Here is a 17178-nt window from a genome sequence, read left to right as displayed (position 1 = left end):
CTACGGCTGGGCCGCTTCAAGGGGAGGGATCCGTGCCGCCCGGGCAGCCGGGGCCAGTGCCGCGACGACACCCAGAGGCACGGACGCGGCCAGGACTGACCCGACGAGCGGCCACGGCGCCACGACGGTGGAGAGTCCGATTTCCGACAGGATGCTGAGCAGCGCCCACCCCGCGGCGAGTCCCACCCCGGTACCGAGTACAGCACCGTAGACCGTCGTCTGCAGAGCTTCCACGACGACCATGCGGCGCACCTGCCCGCGGCTCATCCCCACCGCCCTGAGCATCCCTATCTCGCGGCGGCGTTCCACCACCGACAACGCAAGGGTGTTCACGACCCCTATCACCGCGACAACCACGGCCAGTGCGAGCAGGGCGTAGACGGCGAGGATCATGCGTTCGACCAGTACTGACTGTTCGCCGGCGAACTCGGCCGGTGTCTGGACGGTCACTGCCGCCGTGTCGCCGAGGACGCCGGCGAGCCGGGTGGACAGGGTGTCCTGTGAGACGGAGCCGTTGCCGGTGACCAGTACAGCTATCACACGATGCCCGGTGCCTCCCTGGGCCCCTGGTGCGATCCGCCAGAATGCACTCGCGCCGATGACGACGTCGCCGAGAATCCGGGACGTCCCATAGGTTCCGGTCAGCTCGAGCTCGACGGCGCGTGCCTGCCCCTGTGCCCGTACCGGGACACGGTCTCCGATGCTCCATCCGTGCGCGGCTGCATAGGACGCCGACATCGTGACACCGTCGCGGGTACCGATCTCCAGGTCACCGTGCTGTTCGCCGATATCCAGGACCGCTGACGGATCCCCGTTGCTCACAGTCACCAGCGGGAAACCGGGTTCGGGGCTGTCACCGAGTAGGGCGACCCCCTTTCCCAGCGGGAACGCGGCGCCGACGCCCGGGGCGTCGCGCACCTCGTCGACGGTGGAACCGGGGACAGGGACCTCAACGGCACCCCCGGGCGCTGCGACCACCAGGTCGGCGGAGACTTCCGTGTCGACCGTCTGCCGCAGCGACGCCACCGTGGACGCACCCGTCATCCCGGTCACCGTGACCAGACACATTGCCAGAGTGACAGCGAAGGCGGTTCCCGCGGTCCGGCGGGGGGACTGCCGGGTGGTGCGTACAGCCACCGTACCTGCCACCCGGAACGGTCTGCCCAGGGGGAGCACCAGCAACCGACCGAGATGTGGCAGTGCACGCCGGGCAAGTGAGGGGGACAGGAGATAGACCCCTGTGAGCGTCACGAGGATTCCTGCCCCGCAGATGACCACCCTTGTCCGGGTGCCTGAACCGAGGCCTGCCTCCACGGCCATACCGGCGGCCACGGCTCCGGTGACACAGACGAGAGCACCTGTCAGCGTCCGCGCCGGCCACGATGAGGCTGGGGAGGCCGCGAGATCAGTCCGGGCGACCGCCAGTGGGGGAATGGACGCGGCCCGGCGCGCAGGCCCCCATGCCGCGAGGACAGTGGCGAACGTTCCGACTACCCAGGGAAGTACGATCGCCGTCGCCATGAGCACCACGTCGTCGGTGGGGATGTCCGGTGCAAGGGGACCGGACATGGTGACAAGTCGTGTTGCGGCAGCGACCAGCCCGGCGCCGAGAAGCACTCCCGACGTGGAGCCGAGGATTCCGACCGCCACCGCCTCGCACAACACCGAGGCGGACACCTGGCGTCCGGACATTCCCAGTGCCCGGATGAGTGCGAAGTCCCGCATGCGTTGCCCCACAGTCATCGCGAAGGTGTTGGCGATGATGAACATCCCGACGACCAGTGCGATGGTTCCGAAAGCGCCGAGTATGTAGCGCAGGTACCCGAGGCCTGTGTCCAGCATGGTCGAGTCGGATCGTTCCACCTCCGCCGCGGTGCGGACGGACGGTACCGTCGCGTCGGAAGCCCCGTCAGCGGCGGGGTCGGCGGGGTCGGCAAGGTCGGCAAGGTCGGCGGTCAGGGCCGTGGCCACGGTTGCGGGCTCCGCACCAGGCGCGACCCGTAGGGCCAGTCCCGGGAGTCCGGTGGGGGCGACGTTGTCACGGTAGGTCCGTTCACCCATCGCCAGGGCGAAGTCTCCTGCGTCGTCGCTGCTGCGGGACATCCCGCTGATGCTGAGCGGAAAATCGCCGACTGGTCCGGTGACGGAGATCCTGTCACCTATCGCCAGACCTGTGGCGTCGGCAGCGGCGGTGGTGACGACCACCTCGCCGGGACCGGGGGGTGAACCTGCGACGAGGTGTTCCCGGGGATCGAGTGAGCGCTCCGGGCCGTACCAGGGTGTCGGGCGCACCGGGAGGCCGCCGGTGTCCACCGTGGTGCCGTCCGCGTCCGGCGCCCGGGTGAGGACGACGCTACGTCGGTCGTCGACGGTGACGCGGTCGACCTGCGGGTTGTCGAGAATCCGACGTTCCACGTTCTCCGGGAGTTCACGGTGGCCGTCGGCGGGGCGGACGATGATATCGGCGTTGCTGTAGTCCGAGGTGGTGAGTCGGCTGACGGAATCACCGAGGATCCCTGACAGCAGGGCCGTTCCCGTGAGGAAAGAGGTGGAGAGGACCACGGACAGTGTTGTCAGTACCAGCCGGGCACGGTGGGCCCGGAGACCGCGGACGCTCAGACGGAGCAGGGTCCGTGCTGCGCGGGTCATCGCTCTGCGGCGGTGGGGCGGGGGCCGGGAGGTGTGATGCGGGCCGGGTGGGCAGGTGAGGCTGCTGGATGTCCCATGGGGAGGAGATCTTTCCGACGGAGGTGTCGAGGAGGAGAGGGGAAGGGGAGAGGAGAGACGGGGGAGGGGAGGGGAACCCCGGCGTCGGTCAGTTCTTGTGGAGGTCTTCGTTCAGTTCCACTGAACCGGTGGTGCGTGCGACGGCCTCGACGGCGCCGGACACGGAGTTGCGACGGAACAGGACATTGGAGACGCCCGAAAGGTCGGATGCCTTCACGGTGCTTCTTTCAGGGGCACCGACTGCCTCGGCGACAGCGCCGGAGACGACTGCCTTGGTCCCGAAGGTGACGTAGAGGCCGGCCTCGACGACGCAGTCGTCGCCGAGTGAGATCCCGAGTCCGGAGTTCGCCCCCAGCAGGCAGCGACGACCGACGGAGATCACGGCTTTGCCACCGCCGGAGAGGGTGCCCATGATCGAGGCACCGCCGCCGACGTCGGAGCCGTCGCCGACCACGACCCCGCCGGAGATGCGTCCTTCGACCATCGAGGACCCCAGGGTGCCTGCGTTGAAGTTCACGAAGCCTTCGTGCATCACCGTGGTGCCTTCGGCGAGGTGGGCGCCGAGACGGACCCGGTCGGCGTCACCGATCCGGACCCCGGTGGGGACGACGTAGTCGACCATGCGCGGGAACTTGTCGACGGAGAGGACCGTGACCCGGCCATGCCGGCTCAGGCGGGCACGGGTGGCCTCGAACCCCTCGACGGCGCAGGGGCCGAAGTCGGTCCAGACGACATTGGCCAACTTGCCGAAGATGCCGTCCAGGTTGCAGCCGTGGGGCCGGATCTTCCGACCGGAGATCAGATGGAGGCGGAGATAGACGTCGGCGGTGTCGACGGGCGCGGCGTCCAGGTCCTCGATGACCGTGGTCACCACCGTGCGTCGGACGTCACGGTCGGCGTCCTCACCCTCCAGGTGGGAGAAGTCCGACGGGTCCGACGGTGCTTCCCCGAGACCGAACTCGGGGTACCACACGTCGAGGACGGTGTCGTCAGGTGTCAGGGTCGCAATTCCGGTTCCATATGCGGCAGTCATGGTGTCACAGTCTACCTGTCGCTCCCCGGGACTCTACGAGGTACGTTCGGGTTCCTCGTTCGCCACCGTGCGGGCGTGGTGCCGGGTGACGTACACACCCAACAGGCTCACCGCAGTGAATGCGATGGCTACGGTGATCACCTGGTCACGTGCGGTCTCGTCGAAGAGCATCAGCACCGCCAGGCCGACCAGCGCCACCAGTGTGATGATCGGGAGGACCGGCCAGGCCCACATGCGCACCTTCAGGCTGCCCTCGGCCTCAAGTTGCGGCCGGAGCTTCAGTTCGCTGAGCACGATGATGAACCAGATCACCAGCAGGCACCCACCGACGGCGTTGAACAGGATGTTGATCAGGTTGTCCGGCCCCCAGACCTGCAGCCCGACGGAGATGAAGGCGAAGACCAATGAGCAGATCACGGCGGCCGTCGGCACCTTCTGCGACGACACCTTCCGGAACAGCTTGGGCGCATTGCCCTGGTGGGAGAAAGAGAAGGTCAGACGCGAGGTCGCGTAGATCTGCGCGTTGAATGCCGACAGCAGCGCCAGGACGATGATGACTTCCATGAACCCGACGACGCCGGGGATGTCGGCCATGGCGAGCACGCGGGTGAACGGGGAATCCGCGGCACCGTCGGCGTCATCGAGGGTGGCGACGTTCAGCAGTGCGGTGATCACCAGCACCGAGCCGAGGTAGAACACCGAGATACGCCAGACGACGGCCCGCACCGCAGCGGTGATCGCTTCACTGGGCTTCTCGGACTCGGCGGCCGCGATGGTGACGATCTCGATACCGCCGAACGCGAAAGCCACGGCGAGGAGGCCGGCTGCGATGCCGGACACGCCATTCGGAGCGAAAGGCGTGAAGTTGTCGACGCCGACGGCGTCATGGCTGGGGAGCAGCCCGAAGATCAACAGCGCACCGACGACGAGGAAGAAGATGATGACCGCAACCTTGACGAAGGAGAACCAGTACTCGAACTCGCCGAAGCCACGGACCGCGAACAGGTTCACCACGGTGAACAGGATCACGCACAGTAGGCCCGGAATCCACCCCTCGACACCGAACCAGTTGCCCATGATGGCACCGGCGCCGGTGATCTCCGTGCCCATGACCATGATGAGCATGAACCAGTACAACCAGCCCGTGGAGAAGCCGGCCCAGGGGCCCAGAGCCATTTTCGCGTAGGTGGCGAACGTGCCCGACGCCGGGCGGGCGGCCGCGAGCTCACCGAGCATGCGCATCACGAAGACCACCACGATGCCGGCGACGATGTAGGACAGCAGAACCGCTGGTCCCGCAGCCTTGATACCCACGCCGGTACCGAGGAAGAGCCCCGCACCGACAGCGGAACCGAGTCCCATCATCGTCAGGTGCCGGACCTTGAGGCTGTGTCCGAGGTCCCGGTTGCCGGCCTCGGTCGGTGCCGCACCCTGAGAATCGGTGGGGGAGTCGGTGTGCTGTGTGCTCATACTTCCGGATTCTCGCACACTCGTCCGGCGTGCGAGTCCAGAGCCCACTAGAGTGAGTGCCACGATGACGAATTCTGTGCCCACCCCGCCGCCCACCTCACCGACCACCACCCTGTCCGCGTCCGATCTGTCAGCCTGTCCCGTGGAGTTGACGCGCACACTTGTCGACATCCCGAGCCGCTCCCACGAGGAGCAGCCGATCGCCGATGCGCTCCAGGTGGCGCTCGAGGGACTGCGGGAAGAACACCCGCACGTCACTGTCGACCGTCACGGCAACACCCTCGTCGCCCGGACTCACCGAGGGTTGCCGACCCGGGTGATCCTCGCCGGCCACATCGACACTGTTCCCCCCGCCGATAACCTGCCGTCGACCCGGCGTCCGGACGGTGAGGGCAGGGACAGCATCCACGGTCTCGGTTCCGTCGACATGAAGTCAGGGGACGCGGTGTACATCCATGCCTTCGCCAGTCTCGCCGACTCCGCCGACCTGGCCCACGATCTCACGCTGGTGCTCTACGAGGGGGAGGAGGTCGCCACCCGTTACAACGGCCTGGGTCATCTCGTCGAGGCTCACCCGACATGGCTCGAGGGCGATGTGGCACTGCTGGGGGAGCCGTCCGGCGCGGTGATCGAGGCTGGGTGCCAGGGAACGCTCCGGATCCGTGTGACCGCGCGCGGTACCCGGGCACACTCGGCACGTGCATGGCTCGGTGACAATGCGGTCCACCGGCTTTCACCCGTCATCGCCAGGGTGAGTGACTACCGTCCCCGCGACGTCGACATCGACGGCTGCCTCTACCGCGAGGGGCTCAACGTGGTCCACCTGGAAGCAGGCGTCGCCACGAACACGATCCCCGATGAGGCCTGGATGTTCGTGAACTTCCGTTTCGCCCCGGACCGGTCGGGCGAGGAGGCACTCGCCCACGCGCTGGAGGTCCTCGGGGTCGGGACGCCCGACGCCCCGTCTGAAGGCTTCAGCCTGGAGATCGATGACCTCGCACCCGGCGCCCTGCCGGGACTCCATCACCCTGCGGCGTCTGCGCTCGTTGACGCCACCGGTGGCAACGTCCGCGCCAAGTACGGGTGGACCGATGTCTCGCGCTTCTCGTCCCTCGGGATACCGGCGGTGAACTTCGGGCCGGGCGACCCCGGCCTGTGCCACACCCCGCAGGAGAACTGCCCGGTGGAGATGATCGAGACGGTGAGCGCCCAGTTGACCGACTACCTGACCCGGAAGGCACGGTGACGTGCAATGGCGAATGACAACCCGCAACCGTTCACTTTTCAGGGGCCGGTGATGCGTCGAGGTATCAACGGCGTCTACCCGGGGACCCCGTACCCCCGGTCGACGACGGACCAGAGGCTGCTGGACGAACAGCCGAACACCGACTGGCTACACTCCGACCCGTGGCGGGTGATGCGCATCCAGTCCGAGTTCGTCGAAGGTTTCGGTGCGCTTGCCGAGCTACCTAAGGCGGTCACCGTGTGGGGGTCGGCGAGGATCGCCGAAGACCACCCCTACTACGAGACCGGTCGTGAACTCGGACGACGGCTGAAGGAAGCCGGGTACGCTGTGATCACCGGAGGAGGTCCCGGCTGATGGAGGCGCCGAACCGGGGAGCGGCCGAGGACGGTGGACTGTCCGTGGGGCTGGGAATCGAGCTTCCCCACGAGCAGGGACTGAACTCGTGGGTGAATCTCGGTCTGAACTTCCGCTACTTCTTCGTCCGCAAGATGATGTTCCTGAAGTACGCGCAGGCTTTCATCTGTCTTCCCGGTGGTTACGGGACACTTGACGAGCTCTTCGAGGCACTGGTGATGGTGCAGACCGGCAAGGTCCGGCAGTTCCCTATCGTCCTGCTCGGCTGCGAGTTCTGGAGTGGACTGGTCGACTGGATCACCACACGCCTCGTTGATGAAGGGATGATCTCCGAAGGTGACCCGGACCTGTTCCTCGTGACAGATTCGCCTGAGGAGGCCGTCGCGTACTGTGTCGCGGCGCACCAGGGGCAGGTCGAGGAACTGGAGGAACGGCGTAGCCAGCTTCTCCAGGAGCTCGAGAACCTGGAGAAGCAGGCCGGACGGATGTCCGGTGAGGCCGGCTCCGGGAGCCGGAGCGATTCTGACGGTCAGTCGTTCGGGTAGTCTCGGCTGCCATGTATCTGCTCATCACCCTCATCGCGTCACTGCTGGTGGGACTGGTCCTGGTCTATCTGGTGCTGACCGCGTTCGATCGTGAGCCGGCGGCGCCGGGGCGTCCCCGGAGACAGCGACGGGCAGCGCACGTGGACCAGAGCGATGACGGGCACGAGGAACAGCAGGGGAAGGCACAGTGAAGAGGATTCCGAATCTACCTCGGCCGGTACCGGAGATCACGGTGGGAGCCACGGTGACTGGCAGCGATGTCATCGACTGCCGGATCGTGTGCGCGGACGTGTCGGAGGGCCCGTCGGTCGGGACCTCGGAGCCGATCTGGCTGCCGACGGCGTGTGGGAGATCAGTGTTCCCCGGCATGCGCGGCCGTTGACGGATCTCACGGAGTTGGCGGAGGAACCCCGGTTAGGCGATGACGGCTGGCGGGCGGCGGGGGCCGTGCTCATCCGGCGCCTCGGTGCGCTCGTCGACGGGCACCCGGTGCGTGCCAAGCGGCATACGGTGCAGATCCGTGTGCCGGAAGCCACGACCGTCCAGCAGCTCCGTAACCTGGCCCAGGGGATCGTGCTGGGAGGACGCCACCTCGTCGTGACGCGGAAAGACCCTGCCGCAGCCGTCCGTTCTGTCCACGTCGACATCGCTGACGTCGCCGATGAGACTGTGGTGCGGCGGGCGGAGGACAGTGTCTATCGCGGACGGGTGCTGGGTGCGGCCACGGTACTGGCCAGGGACATCAACGCTGTACCAGCGCCGTCGGCGACGTCGGTGTGGTGGCGGCGCAAGGCCAAGGCTGTCCTCGGTGACGTGGCCGGTACCCGGGTGAAGACCCACGGGCGCGGGTGGCTGCAGCGTAAGGGTTTCGGCGGCATCCTCGCCACCGCGACCGCGGGGGCCGGCGTCAACGATCCGGACGGGGAGGATGAGGTCGGTTTCGTCGAGATGTTCTGGGACCCTGCGGCGGCGGAGGGAGACCTCACCAACGACCGTCCGGAGGTGCTGCTCGTCGGCGGAGCGCCGGTACCTGCGGTGATCCGGGCGTTGGCGGAGTTGAAGGGACCGCAGAAGATCGTCGGACTGGTGCCGGTCCACGGCTACAGCCTCCCCGCCTGGGTGCCAGGACGCGCCCGGCCGGTTGTGGAACACGTCAACGGGACCACCACCCAACTGCCGGGTACCGCCGGTGAGGTGGAGCAGGCGGAGGTGTGCCGCAGGTTGGCGTTGGCGGATGCGGTGGCCTACGGCGTCCAGCGGTACCGTCCCCGCCGCGTGGTCGTCGTCGGTCCGGTGTCGACGGCGTCGAAGACGGCACTCGGTGAACTGACGGGGGCCGTCACCGGAGACGCACAGGCAGTCCGCAGGGTGACCTTGCGCGGCGCACGGGTCGGCGAGCGGTGGTGGCCGTTGCCGATGCCGGGGTACCTGGAGAAGAATGTCAGTGCCAGAGACGCCGACGTCACAGCGGCGCCCGAGGGGCCCGGCGCACTGACGGCGGCCATGTACCTCCGGCGTTTCGCAGACGGAGTGCCCTGCGCTGTCCTCGACACCACGGGTCCGTCGTGGTCGGACTCCGTACGGGGTGACGTCGACCGGGGCAGCACGGGTTTCGCGGCCCGTACTCTTGTAGAGTGGTTCCGGAAGTAGCCGACCCGGCGCTTTTTTGTTCCGCTATCGAGGGGAGACCCCGCACCCGTGCTCTCTGATGTCATCGACCTTCTCGCCGACCCGGTGGACGGCACCCCGCTGCGTGCCGGTGACGAGGCGTGGAAGACCCTGGTCTCCGAGTCCGGCCACAACTACGATGTGGCGCGGCAAGGCTACGTCACCCTTGCCGGTGGCGCCGGACTGCGCTACACCGGCGATGACGCCGAAATGATCCAGGCGCGGGAGACCTTCCTGTCCGGGGGGCACTTCGCGCCGTTCGTCGAGGCGATCACCGACCATGTCGGTCAGGCCCTCGATGACGCCGGCGTCGCCGACGACGCGCACCCGTCCATCGTCGAAATCGGTGCAGGTACCGGCTACTACCTGTCCCATACCCTGGATTCGATCGAGAACTCCCGGGGTGTGGGGATCGACGTGTCGGTGCCGGCGGCGAAACGGTTGGCGTCATGCCACCCCAGGATCGGTGCGGTCGTCGCCGACGCCTGGTCACGGCTGCCGCTGCGTGACGGGGTCGTGGACGCCGTCACGGTGATCTTCGCTCCCCGTAATGCCGCGGAGTTCGCGCGGGTGCTGTCTGCGCAGGGGCAGGTCATCGTGCTCACGGCAGATGCCGGCCACCTGGCGGAGCTGCGTGAACCGCTCGGCATCATCGATGTCGAGGAAGGCAAGGTGGAACGGATGATCACGCAGGCGTCGGGTCACCTCGTGCCCGTCGGTGATCCCGAGAGCGTGGAATTCCAGATGAACCTGGACCAGGCGTCGATCGCCGCGCAGATCGGCATGAGTCCCTCGGCACGACACATTCACCCCACTGTGCTGGCCGAGCGTATCGCGGCGTTGCCGGAGACGATGACCGTCACTGCACGCGCCGCGATCACCCGTCTGCGGCGCGATCCGCACCTCGGCTGAGGGGCGCGGATCGCGCGCTATTCGCCGGGGTCGACCCCGGCGGAGAGGTCCCGGTCGGCCAGGACCGCCTCGCGGATGAGTTTCTCCTGCTCGGCCGGATCGTCCAGGTGGGCGAGCTGGCGCTGAAGTTGGCGCCCCAGCGACTCCATCGCGGACAGGACCCGTGCACCGCCGGTAGCGCTGACGGAGAATCTGTCGAAGGCCCGCGGGCCGGTCAGCGCTGTAGTGAGGGAGACCAGTCCACCGTCGGCGAAGACCTCGCACACCGGTCCGTCCACGAAGATGGTGAGGGTGTCGCTGTCACCGTCGGCGAGGGGGGCGACCCTTGTATCGCCGTCACGGGTGACTGAGACCTGCTCACCTGAGTGGGCGACACTGACGATGACGCTTCCGTCCTTGTCCAGCAGATCCACCGTCGCAGTGCCCGTCTCGACCTCGAGCTGTGCCGTGTATACGGCGGCACGGTCGGTGTAGGAGCGGACGGCGGTGGGCAGTCCGATGACGTCCTGGTAGAGGTGACCGTCACGGAGGCTGAGGAAGCGGGGTACAGAGAGGCAGTTGGCCCAGGTGGCTGGTTCGTCGCCGTCGCCACTGTGGGGGAAGGCACCGACCAGACCGGAGAGGACGGGACGGGTGCCGGGTACCAGGCGTGGACGGGTGAAGTCGTGGCCGTGGTCGAGGACCTGGAAACCCGTCGAGGTGTGGAACGTCGTTCCGTCGAGCGTGCCGACGATGTAGCCCGTGGTTTCGCCTGCCCGCTCCCGGGAATCGGCGACGTGGTCGACGCTGTCGTCAGGGTAGGTGATGAACAGGACGTCCTTGTCCTCACCGGTTCCGCGGTCGGTCATCAAGGTCAGGCGAGGGGCGTACGGGCGCCCCGGAGGGACCGATTCACCGGCGAACTCGAGGGGTCCACGGACGGTCCATGTCTGCCGGTCCGTCGAATCCAGCACGATGATCCGGGCGTCCACGTCATCGACGAGGTCAAGTGCGATCATGGTCCACACGTCGCCGCGGCGGACGACGGACGGTGTCGCGAGATCGTGGACGGGGTACGCGGAGTCGTCGATCTCCACCGGGCCGAGGCGCTCGACGAAGGACGAGACCACGCTGGGGTCGTCGGAGACTTCTGTGGTGGCGGCACCGAGGTCGGCGATCCGTGCCCGCTGGATGGTGAAGGTCCTGTCGCCGCGGTGGCCGTGTGGGACGGCGTTCGAGCGGAGGCCGGAGGGGTCGCTGTCCGCGGCGGGCGTCGTGGTGACGAAGAAGAGTTCGACGCCGTCTCCCACGGGGACCGAGGAACCGGCCAGGCAGTCGATCTCGTTGTCGCGGGGGACGAGGACGTCGTCGCAGACGTCCCAGCCGTAGGGGATGCCGGAGGCGACCTGGTGGGCCCACCGGGCCCCGGCGTCAGGTCGGGGCCGGAACTGGTGGAAGACATGGAGGGAATCCCCCCGGCTCAGGGCTCCGGCTGGTGCCTCGAGAACGCCGACTTCCGCGGTGACGTGTAGTTCAGGTCTGTAGCGGTTCACGTCATCCCTGTATACCATCGTCGCCGACCTCGGCGCCGTGTCACGCGATGAGAGGTGTTTATCAGGCGGCGTGCTTGGTGATGACGGTGCATCCGGCGCCCAGCGGCAGTCGGGCCACGGTGATGTCCTCCAGGGACCGCAGGTGTTCCTCGGCGTCGGCGGCCGCACGTGTCTGCCTGTCGGTGTGGTCCGGATCGGCCAGCGTGCCGTCGAGGAGCGAGTCCAGCAGTACCAGTACGCCGCCCGGGCGCAGGACGGGGAGTGCCGCATCGACTGTCGCTGAAAGGTGTTCGACCATGGACTGGGAGACGATGATGTCGTAGGCGTCCGTGGCCAACCGGGACACGCCGATCAGCGGGGCGGACGGCAGGAACCGGTACGCGTTGGAACGGACGCCTGCGGAGTTGAAGGCACTGCGTGCGAGCGCCTGGTGCTGGACTTCCGGGTCGATGCAGGTGACGTGGCCGCCACCGGAGAATCCAGCAAAGAGGTGCAGGCCGATCACGCCGAAGGCGGGGGACATGACGACCGCGGTGGGTGACGGTGTGGTGATCTGGGCCGCCAGGAATGTGAGGAACTCGCCGGTCATCGCGTCGGGGGTGAGCAGCCCGTACTCAGTCGCTGAATCGCGGGCGGCGTCGAGTGGCTCGTCGGTTGCGGCTGTGCTGTTGACGTAGTCGCGGACGGCGTCGAGGGCGGAGCTGGATTCTGCGTTCACGGGTGTAACTGTAAGGGTGCTGAGCTGCCGATGTGGTGACCGCCCCCGGCGAGTCGGGCGGACACTGCGTAACGTGGGAAAACTGTGTTTGGTGGGGCGCAAGTTACATCTTTACAGGGGCCTGGAACGCAGGATATATTCTGAAGGGAAAGGCACCAGCGCGACGTACTCACAGTCTCACAGTGAATCCGAAGCGCCCAGGCACACAAAGGTAATGGACGTGCGTCAGGATGGAGACCATGAACACCGCAGCAGACTCCGGCCCTGACGGGGCAACGGGCGCTTTCGATCGCGGCGAAGGTGCGATGCCGTCGTGGAGTGAACTCGTCGAGGAACACGCGGACAGCGTCTACCGTCTGGCCTACCGGCTCAGCGGCGACAGGCAGGACGCGGAGGACCTCACGCAGGACACGTTCATGCGGGCTTTCCGGTCGTTGAAGTCGTACCGGCCGGGCACCTTCTCGGGATGGCTGCACCGCATCACGACGAACCTCTTTCTCGACATGGTCCGTCACCGGGGGACGATCCGGATGGAGGCCCTGCCGGAGGACTACGACCGCGTCGAGGGGACACGTGTCGGCCCGGAACGTGCCTTCGAGATGAACAACCTCGATCCGGCGTTGGAAAAAGCTCTGGACGATCTGAGCCCCGAGTTCCGTGTCGCGGTGATCCTGTGTGACGGGCTCGACATGACCTACGAGGAGATCGCCGACACGCTGGGTCTCAAGATGGGTACGGTGCGCTCGCGCATCCACCGCGCAAGGAGCCAGCTCAGGGCCAGCCTGGCGCGGTCTGCCGGTGAGCTCAGCTACATCCCGCAGTCTTAGCGCTATCATCGATGGCAGATGAGGCACGCGACGTGCGAGTCGTCAAGGAGGTCCAGTCATGTCGGAAGTCGGGAAGCTGTCTGATGTCGGCCATCTGACCCCGGAGGTTGTCGCGGCACTCGTGGACGGGGAGCTGTCCCGCGGGGCTGAGCACCGGGCGCGGATCCACCTGGTTCACTGTGTGGAGTGTCGGGACGAGGTCCGGGCACAGCGGCAGGCGTCTGACCGCCTACGGGGCAGTATTCCGATGGACCAGCTCCATGCCTCGGGGAGCCTGCTCAGCCGTCTCGTCCGCATCCCCGACGACTGTGCGCAGGGCGACGGCACCCCGCAGGATGCCCCGCTCGACAGCGATACGGTCGGTATCGACGGCTGTCGTCGCCCGGACAGTATCACCGGCCGCATGGCTGCTGCAGCGCGCAAAGTTCAGCGACGGACCACCAAGGGAAGGGCGAAATCGCCGCGTCAGCGCAGTGAGGGTTAGAATCAGGCAGTCGGCAGTGTCAAGAGAAAGGCGTGTCTGGTGTTCTCCAGCATCGGATGGGGTGAAGTCCTCGTCCTGATTGTCGTGGGCATTATCGTCGTCGGACCGGAACGACTTCCTCGGCTGATCACCGATCTCAAGGCTCTGCTCCTCGCGGCACGTACCGCCATCGCCAACGCCCGGCAGGAGCTGGACCAGGACTTCGGTGAGGACTTCGAGGAGTTCCGCAAGCCCCTGTCCCAACTCAACAGTGTCCGTCAGATGGGTGCCCGTGGGTTCATCACGAAAACACTGCTGGATGACGACGACAGCTTCCTCACGGACCTGGAGTCCTCGGCGAAGGATGTCACCGGAGCAGTGCGGGGCACATCCGCTCAGATCTCCGGCCGGGCACCGAAGAACCCTCCGAGACCGAGTGAGGTTCCCACCGCGCAGGAAAGCGAGGCTCCCGCGGCGCAGGAAGAGGAACGGGTGGAACTCCCGCAGCAGGACGAGGTCGGCCAGTCCCGGGACTGGGGCGACGCCGGAAACTACGACGACACCATGTAGGCACCGGGGCGGGGGTGTGCGTCGGGGGAGTGCTACCGCCCTGCTACACCGAGATTCAGCTGACGCCCGGCAAGGGACTGACGTCGTGTGGCGAGCTTCGACGCGATCGCTCCCAGCGCCACCCCCGCCGGTGAGTCGGGTTCGGAGATGGCGATCGGATTACCGAGGTCACCACCGATTCGGAGATTCGGATCAAGCGGAATCTGGCCCATCAACGGCACCTCGCCGCCGGTCAACTGACTCAGGTGGTCGGCGACGACCTGCCCGCCACCAGTGCCGAAGATATCCATCCTGGAGCCGTCCGGCATGTCCATCCAGCTCATGTTCTCGATGACGCCGCCGATCCGCTGACGGGTCTGCTGGGAGATGCTGCCGGCCCGTTCTGCGACCTCCGCCGCCGCCACCTGAGGCGTGGTCACGATCAGAAGCTCCGCATTAGGGACCAGTTGTGCGACGGAGATGGCCACGTCGCCGGTTCCCGGTGGGAGGTCGAGCAGCAGGATATCCAGGTCTCCCCAGAAGACGTCCGCGAGGAACTGCTGGATGGCGCGGTGCAGCATGGGACCACGCCAGACGACCGGCGAATTGCCGTCCAGGAAGTGGCCGATCGACATGATCTTCACCCCGTGCGCCTGTGGCGGAATGATCATGTCGTCCACCTGGTGGGGACGGTGGTTCGACCCCATCATGTGAGGTACCGAGTGACCGTAGATGTCGGCGTCGACGACACCGACCTGCAGGCCGCGTTGTGCCAGTGCGGTGGCGAGGTTCACCGTCACCGACGACTTGCCGACCCCGCCCTTGCCGGACGCGACGGCGAAGACCCGGGTCGTCGACTCCGGTTGTGCGAAGGGGATGACAGGTTCCGCCGCTCCACCGCGCAACCTCGTGCGGAGCTCCCGTCGTTGTTCGTCACTCATGACGTCGGTGGTCACCGTGGCCCGTTCGACTCCCTCGACGCTCTCGGCGGCGTCACGCGTCCGCGTCGTCAGCGTCGATTTCATCGGGCAACCCGCGATGGTCAGATAGATCTCGACGGCGACATGGGTGCCGTCGATATCGATCGACTTGACCATCCCGAGGTCGGTGATGGGCTTGTTGAGCTCCGGGTCCTCCACAGTTGCCAAGGCACTGCGAACCGCTGATTCAGTGACAGTAGACATTGACCATGATGATACGCCCACCCCAGTTCAGGGCCAATCACCGTGCGGCGTCGGAAGGGCTTCCGTCGGACCGTTCGTCGTTACGCTGATCCTCGAGCTTGTCCTCGATACGGCGGAGCAGGTCACCGAGGTCATCGAGTTCGCGACGCAGATAGTCCCGCGTGACGTTCTCACCCACCGCGATGCGCAGCCCGGCGAGTTCTCTGGCGAGGAACTCTGTGTCGGCCTTGGTCTCCTCGGCACGCCGGCGGTCTTCGTTCAGGGACACACGGTCGCGGTCGTCCTGCCTGTTCTGCGCGAGCAGGATCAGAGGCGCTGCGTAGGCGGCCTGGGTGGAGAAGGCGAGGTTCAACAGGATGAACGGGTAGACGTCCCAGTTCCACCAGAATCCGCCCACGTTGAGGCAGATCCAGACCACCACGATGTTGGTCTGCCACATGAGGTAGCGTCCTGTCCCGAGAAACCGGGCGACCTTCTCGGCACCGACACCGACGGCATCGTCGTTGTACGCGATCAGTCGACGTCGGGGCCCTGTCGAGGGAGTGTCCAGGTCAGTTCTGGAGAAGTTGTCCGGCATGGTGCTCTCACTCTCGTCCTGCGGTCAGCTGTGTCGGGGCGGACCGGTTGCTGCGCCAGTCCTCGTCGCGCCAGTTCTCGGGCAGCAGATGGTCAAGCAGGTCGTCGACGCCGACCACACCGAGCAGATGACTGTCTTCGTCGAGGACCGGGGCGGAGACCAGGTTGTAGGTGGCGAAGTACCGGGCAGCCGTCTCCTCGGTGTCCTCGGGATGCAAGGCGGGGAGCTCGAGGTCCAGGATTCCGCCGACCAGTGAGGACGGTGGCTCCCGCAGGAGCTTCTGCAGATGGACACAGCCGAGGTAGCGCCCGGTCGGCGTTGCCTGAGGAGGCCGCACCACGAAGATCAGTGAACTCAGGGAGAGCGGGACTTCGGGATTTCGGGCATGGGCCAGTGCTTCTGCCACTGTCGCCTGAGGCGTCAGGATGATTGCCTCGGACGTCATCAGGGCACCGACGGTGTCGGGGGAGAAGCTCATGAGCCGACGCACCGGTTCGGACTCCTCGGGGTCCATCAGCTCGAGGAGGACGTCGGCTTTGTCGCCCGGGAGTTCTCCGAGCAGGTCCGCCGCATCATCGGGGTCCATCTCCTCCAGGATCGTCGCAGCGCGCTCGATATTGAGTTCCTCGACGAGTTCGGTCTGCTCGTCGTCGGGAAGCTCGGCGATGACGTCGGCGAGGCGTTCGTCGTCGAGTTCCGAGGCGATCCGGAAACGTCGGTCCGGATCCATGTCCCGGAGGGCGTGGGCGATGTCGGCGTTGCGCATCGTGGTGAATTCGGCGATCAGTTCCGCGTCCACGTCACGTGGGCCCGCACCGGACGCAGAGAGGCCGTGGACATGCATGAAGGGGATCACCGCCGGAGTCGTCCGACGCCCCAGCCGACCGCGGGTAATCACGGCCACCCGGCTGAGCTCCCACTCACGGGTGCGGGTCCGTTCGAGTTCGACGTCGGATATCTCGACCGCCCGGCCGGCGAGGTGGCTGAACTCGGGGTCGTCGGTGTGCACCTTCGCCCCGATCAGGTCGTCCATCACCGTCAGCTCTCCTGCCCGGGACCGGAACGGACGGAGATTCACTGAGCTGGTGTTGAGGGTGACTTCCTTGGGGTCGATGGAGATGACGCGTCCCATCGGCAGGAAGATCCTCCGTTTGCCGGCGACCTCGGCGACGAGCCCGAGTGCGACTGCGCGCGTCGAACGGATCGTCAGGACGACATCCCGGATCCGTCCGAGAGACTCGCCGTCCGCGCCGAGGAGAAGCATGCCGGCGAGACGTCCGGCGAATACCCGTGTGGTGTCCATGAGACTAGAGGTTACGGCACAGTATCCCGTGGGCGCGCTGTGAACCGGTGTCCCGGCGGCGCCGACGCTT

General features: G+C 66.7%; 15 protein-coding genes and 1 pseudogene. 8 read left to right on the top strand and 8 right to left on the bottom strand.

The features are described from left to right. The 3 genes from BJF89_RS06385 to BJF89_RS06375 form a co-directional block, all read right to left on the bottom strand. Complete coding sequence (locus BJF89_RS06385; RefSeq protein WP_075813230.1) at positions 1-2649, bottom strand: ABC transporter permease; 2649 nt, start codon at positions 2647-2649, stop codon at positions 1-3. A gap of 166 nt (positions 2650-2815) precedes the next feature. Next, positions 2816-3760, bottom strand: a complete 945-nt coding sequence (dapD, locus tag BJF89_RS06380; RefSeq protein WP_075813228.1) for a 2,3,4,5-tetrahydropyridine-2,6-dicarboxylate N-succinyltransferase — start codon at positions 3758-3760, stop codon at positions 2816-2818. A gap of 33 nt (positions 3761-3793) precedes the next feature. Further along, complete coding sequence (locus BJF89_RS06375) at positions 3794-5230, bottom strand: amino acid permease (protein WP_075813226.1); 1437 nt, start codon at positions 5228-5230, stop codon at positions 3794-3796. 64 nt (positions 5231-5294) lie between these two features. Between BJF89_RS06375 and dapE the strand changes: the two genes are divergently transcribed. From dapE to BJF89_RS06350, 5 genes and pseudogenes are all read left to right on the top strand, one after another. Further along, on the top strand, positions 5295-6476 hold the full coding sequence (gene dapE, locus BJF89_RS06370; RefSeq protein ID WP_075813224.1) for a succinyl-diaminopimelate desuccinylase: 1182 nt from the start codon (positions 5295-5297) through the stop codon (positions 6474-6476). Between the two features lie 51 nt (positions 6477-6527). Then, positions 6528-7375 (top strand): annotated as a pseudogene (locus BJF89_RS06365) (TIGR00730 family Rossman fold protein). A gap of 11 nt (positions 7376-7386) precedes the next feature. Further along, on the top strand, positions 7387-7566 hold the full coding sequence (locus BJF89_RS06360; RefSeq protein WP_075813222.1) for a hypothetical protein: 180 nt from the start codon (positions 7387-7389) through the stop codon (positions 7564-7566). Positions 7567-7654: 88 nt separating this feature from the next. After that, positions 7655-9025 carry a hypothetical protein gene (locus tag BJF89_RS06355; protein WP_075813220.1) on the top strand — a complete coding sequence of 457 codons (1371 nt, stop codon included), beginning with the start codon at positions 7655-7657 and terminating at the stop codon, positions 9023-9025. A 48-nt stretch (positions 9026-9073) separates the two neighbouring features. After that, positions 9074-9955, top strand: coding sequence for a methyltransferase domain-containing protein (locus BJF89_RS06350; RefSeq protein WP_075813218.1), 882 nt, complete (start codon positions 9074-9076; stop codon positions 9953-9955). Between the two features lie 17 nt (positions 9956-9972). Here BJF89_RS06350 and BJF89_RS06345 read toward each other — a convergent pair whose 3' ends face one another. Beyond that, positions 9973-11487 (bottom strand): GH32 C-terminal domain-containing protein, encoded by a 1515-nt coding sequence (locus tag BJF89_RS06345; RefSeq protein ID WP_255372509.1) that lies wholly within the window; start codon positions 11485-11487, stop codon positions 9973-9975. A gap of 61 nt (positions 11488-11548) precedes the next feature. After that, positions 11549-12205 (bottom strand): O-methyltransferase, encoded by a 657-nt coding sequence (locus BJF89_RS06340; RefSeq protein WP_075813214.1) that lies wholly within the window; start codon positions 12203-12205, stop codon positions 11549-11551. A gap of 239 nt (positions 12206-12444) precedes the next feature. On the opposite strand from BJF89_RS06340, the gene sigE reads away from it, so the two are divergent. From sigE to tatB, 3 genes are read left to right on the top strand one after another with little or no spacing between them, the layout of a single operon-like run. Next, complete coding sequence (sigE, locus tag BJF89_RS06335; protein WP_075813427.1) at positions 12445-13032, top strand: RNA polymerase sigma factor SigE; 588 nt, start codon at positions 12445-12447, stop codon at positions 13030-13032. A 58-nt stretch (positions 13033-13090) separates the two neighbouring features. Next, positions 13091-13516, top strand: coding sequence for a hypothetical protein (locus tag BJF89_RS06330; RefSeq protein WP_075813212.1), 426 nt, complete (start codon positions 13091-13093; stop codon positions 13514-13516). Between the two features lie 39 nt (positions 13517-13555). Next, positions 13556-14065 carry a Sec-independent protein translocase protein TatB gene (gene tatB / locus BJF89_RS19945; RefSeq protein WP_075813210.1) on the top strand — a complete coding sequence of 170 codons (510 nt, stop codon included), beginning with the start codon at positions 13556-13558 and terminating at the stop codon, positions 14063-14065. A 32-nt stretch (positions 14066-14097) separates the two neighbouring features. Here tatB and BJF89_RS06320 read toward each other — a convergent pair whose 3' ends face one another. From BJF89_RS06320 to BJF89_RS06310, 3 genes are read right to left on the bottom strand one after another with little or no spacing between them, the layout of a single operon-like run. Beyond that, positions 14098-15228 (bottom strand): Mrp/NBP35 family ATP-binding protein, encoded by a 1131-nt coding sequence (locus BJF89_RS06320; RefSeq protein WP_075813208.1) that lies wholly within the window; start codon positions 15226-15228, stop codon positions 14098-14100. A gap of 37 nt (positions 15229-15265) precedes the next feature. Continuing rightward, positions 15266-15805, bottom strand: a complete 540-nt coding sequence (locus tag BJF89_RS06315; RefSeq protein ID WP_075813206.1) for a DUF1003 domain-containing protein — start codon at positions 15803-15805, stop codon at positions 15266-15268. Positions 15806-15812: 7 nt separating this feature from the next. After that, the gene (locus BJF89_RS06310) at positions 15813-17108 is read right to left on the bottom strand and encodes a magnesium transporter MgtE N-terminal domain-containing protein (RefSeq protein WP_075813204.1); all 1296 of its coding nucleotides are present in this window, start codon (positions 17106-17108) and stop codon (positions 15813-15815) included. Positions 17109-17178 lie beyond the last annotated feature (70 nt).

This window comes from Corynebacterium sp. CNJ-954, from assembly GCF_001942345.1.
Lineage (GTDB): Bacteria > Actinomycetota > Actinomycetes > Mycobacteriales > Mycobacteriaceae > Corynebacterium.
The sequence above is the reverse complement of the archived record's forward strand: the minus strand, read 5'-3'. Positions and strand labels throughout refer to the sequence as shown.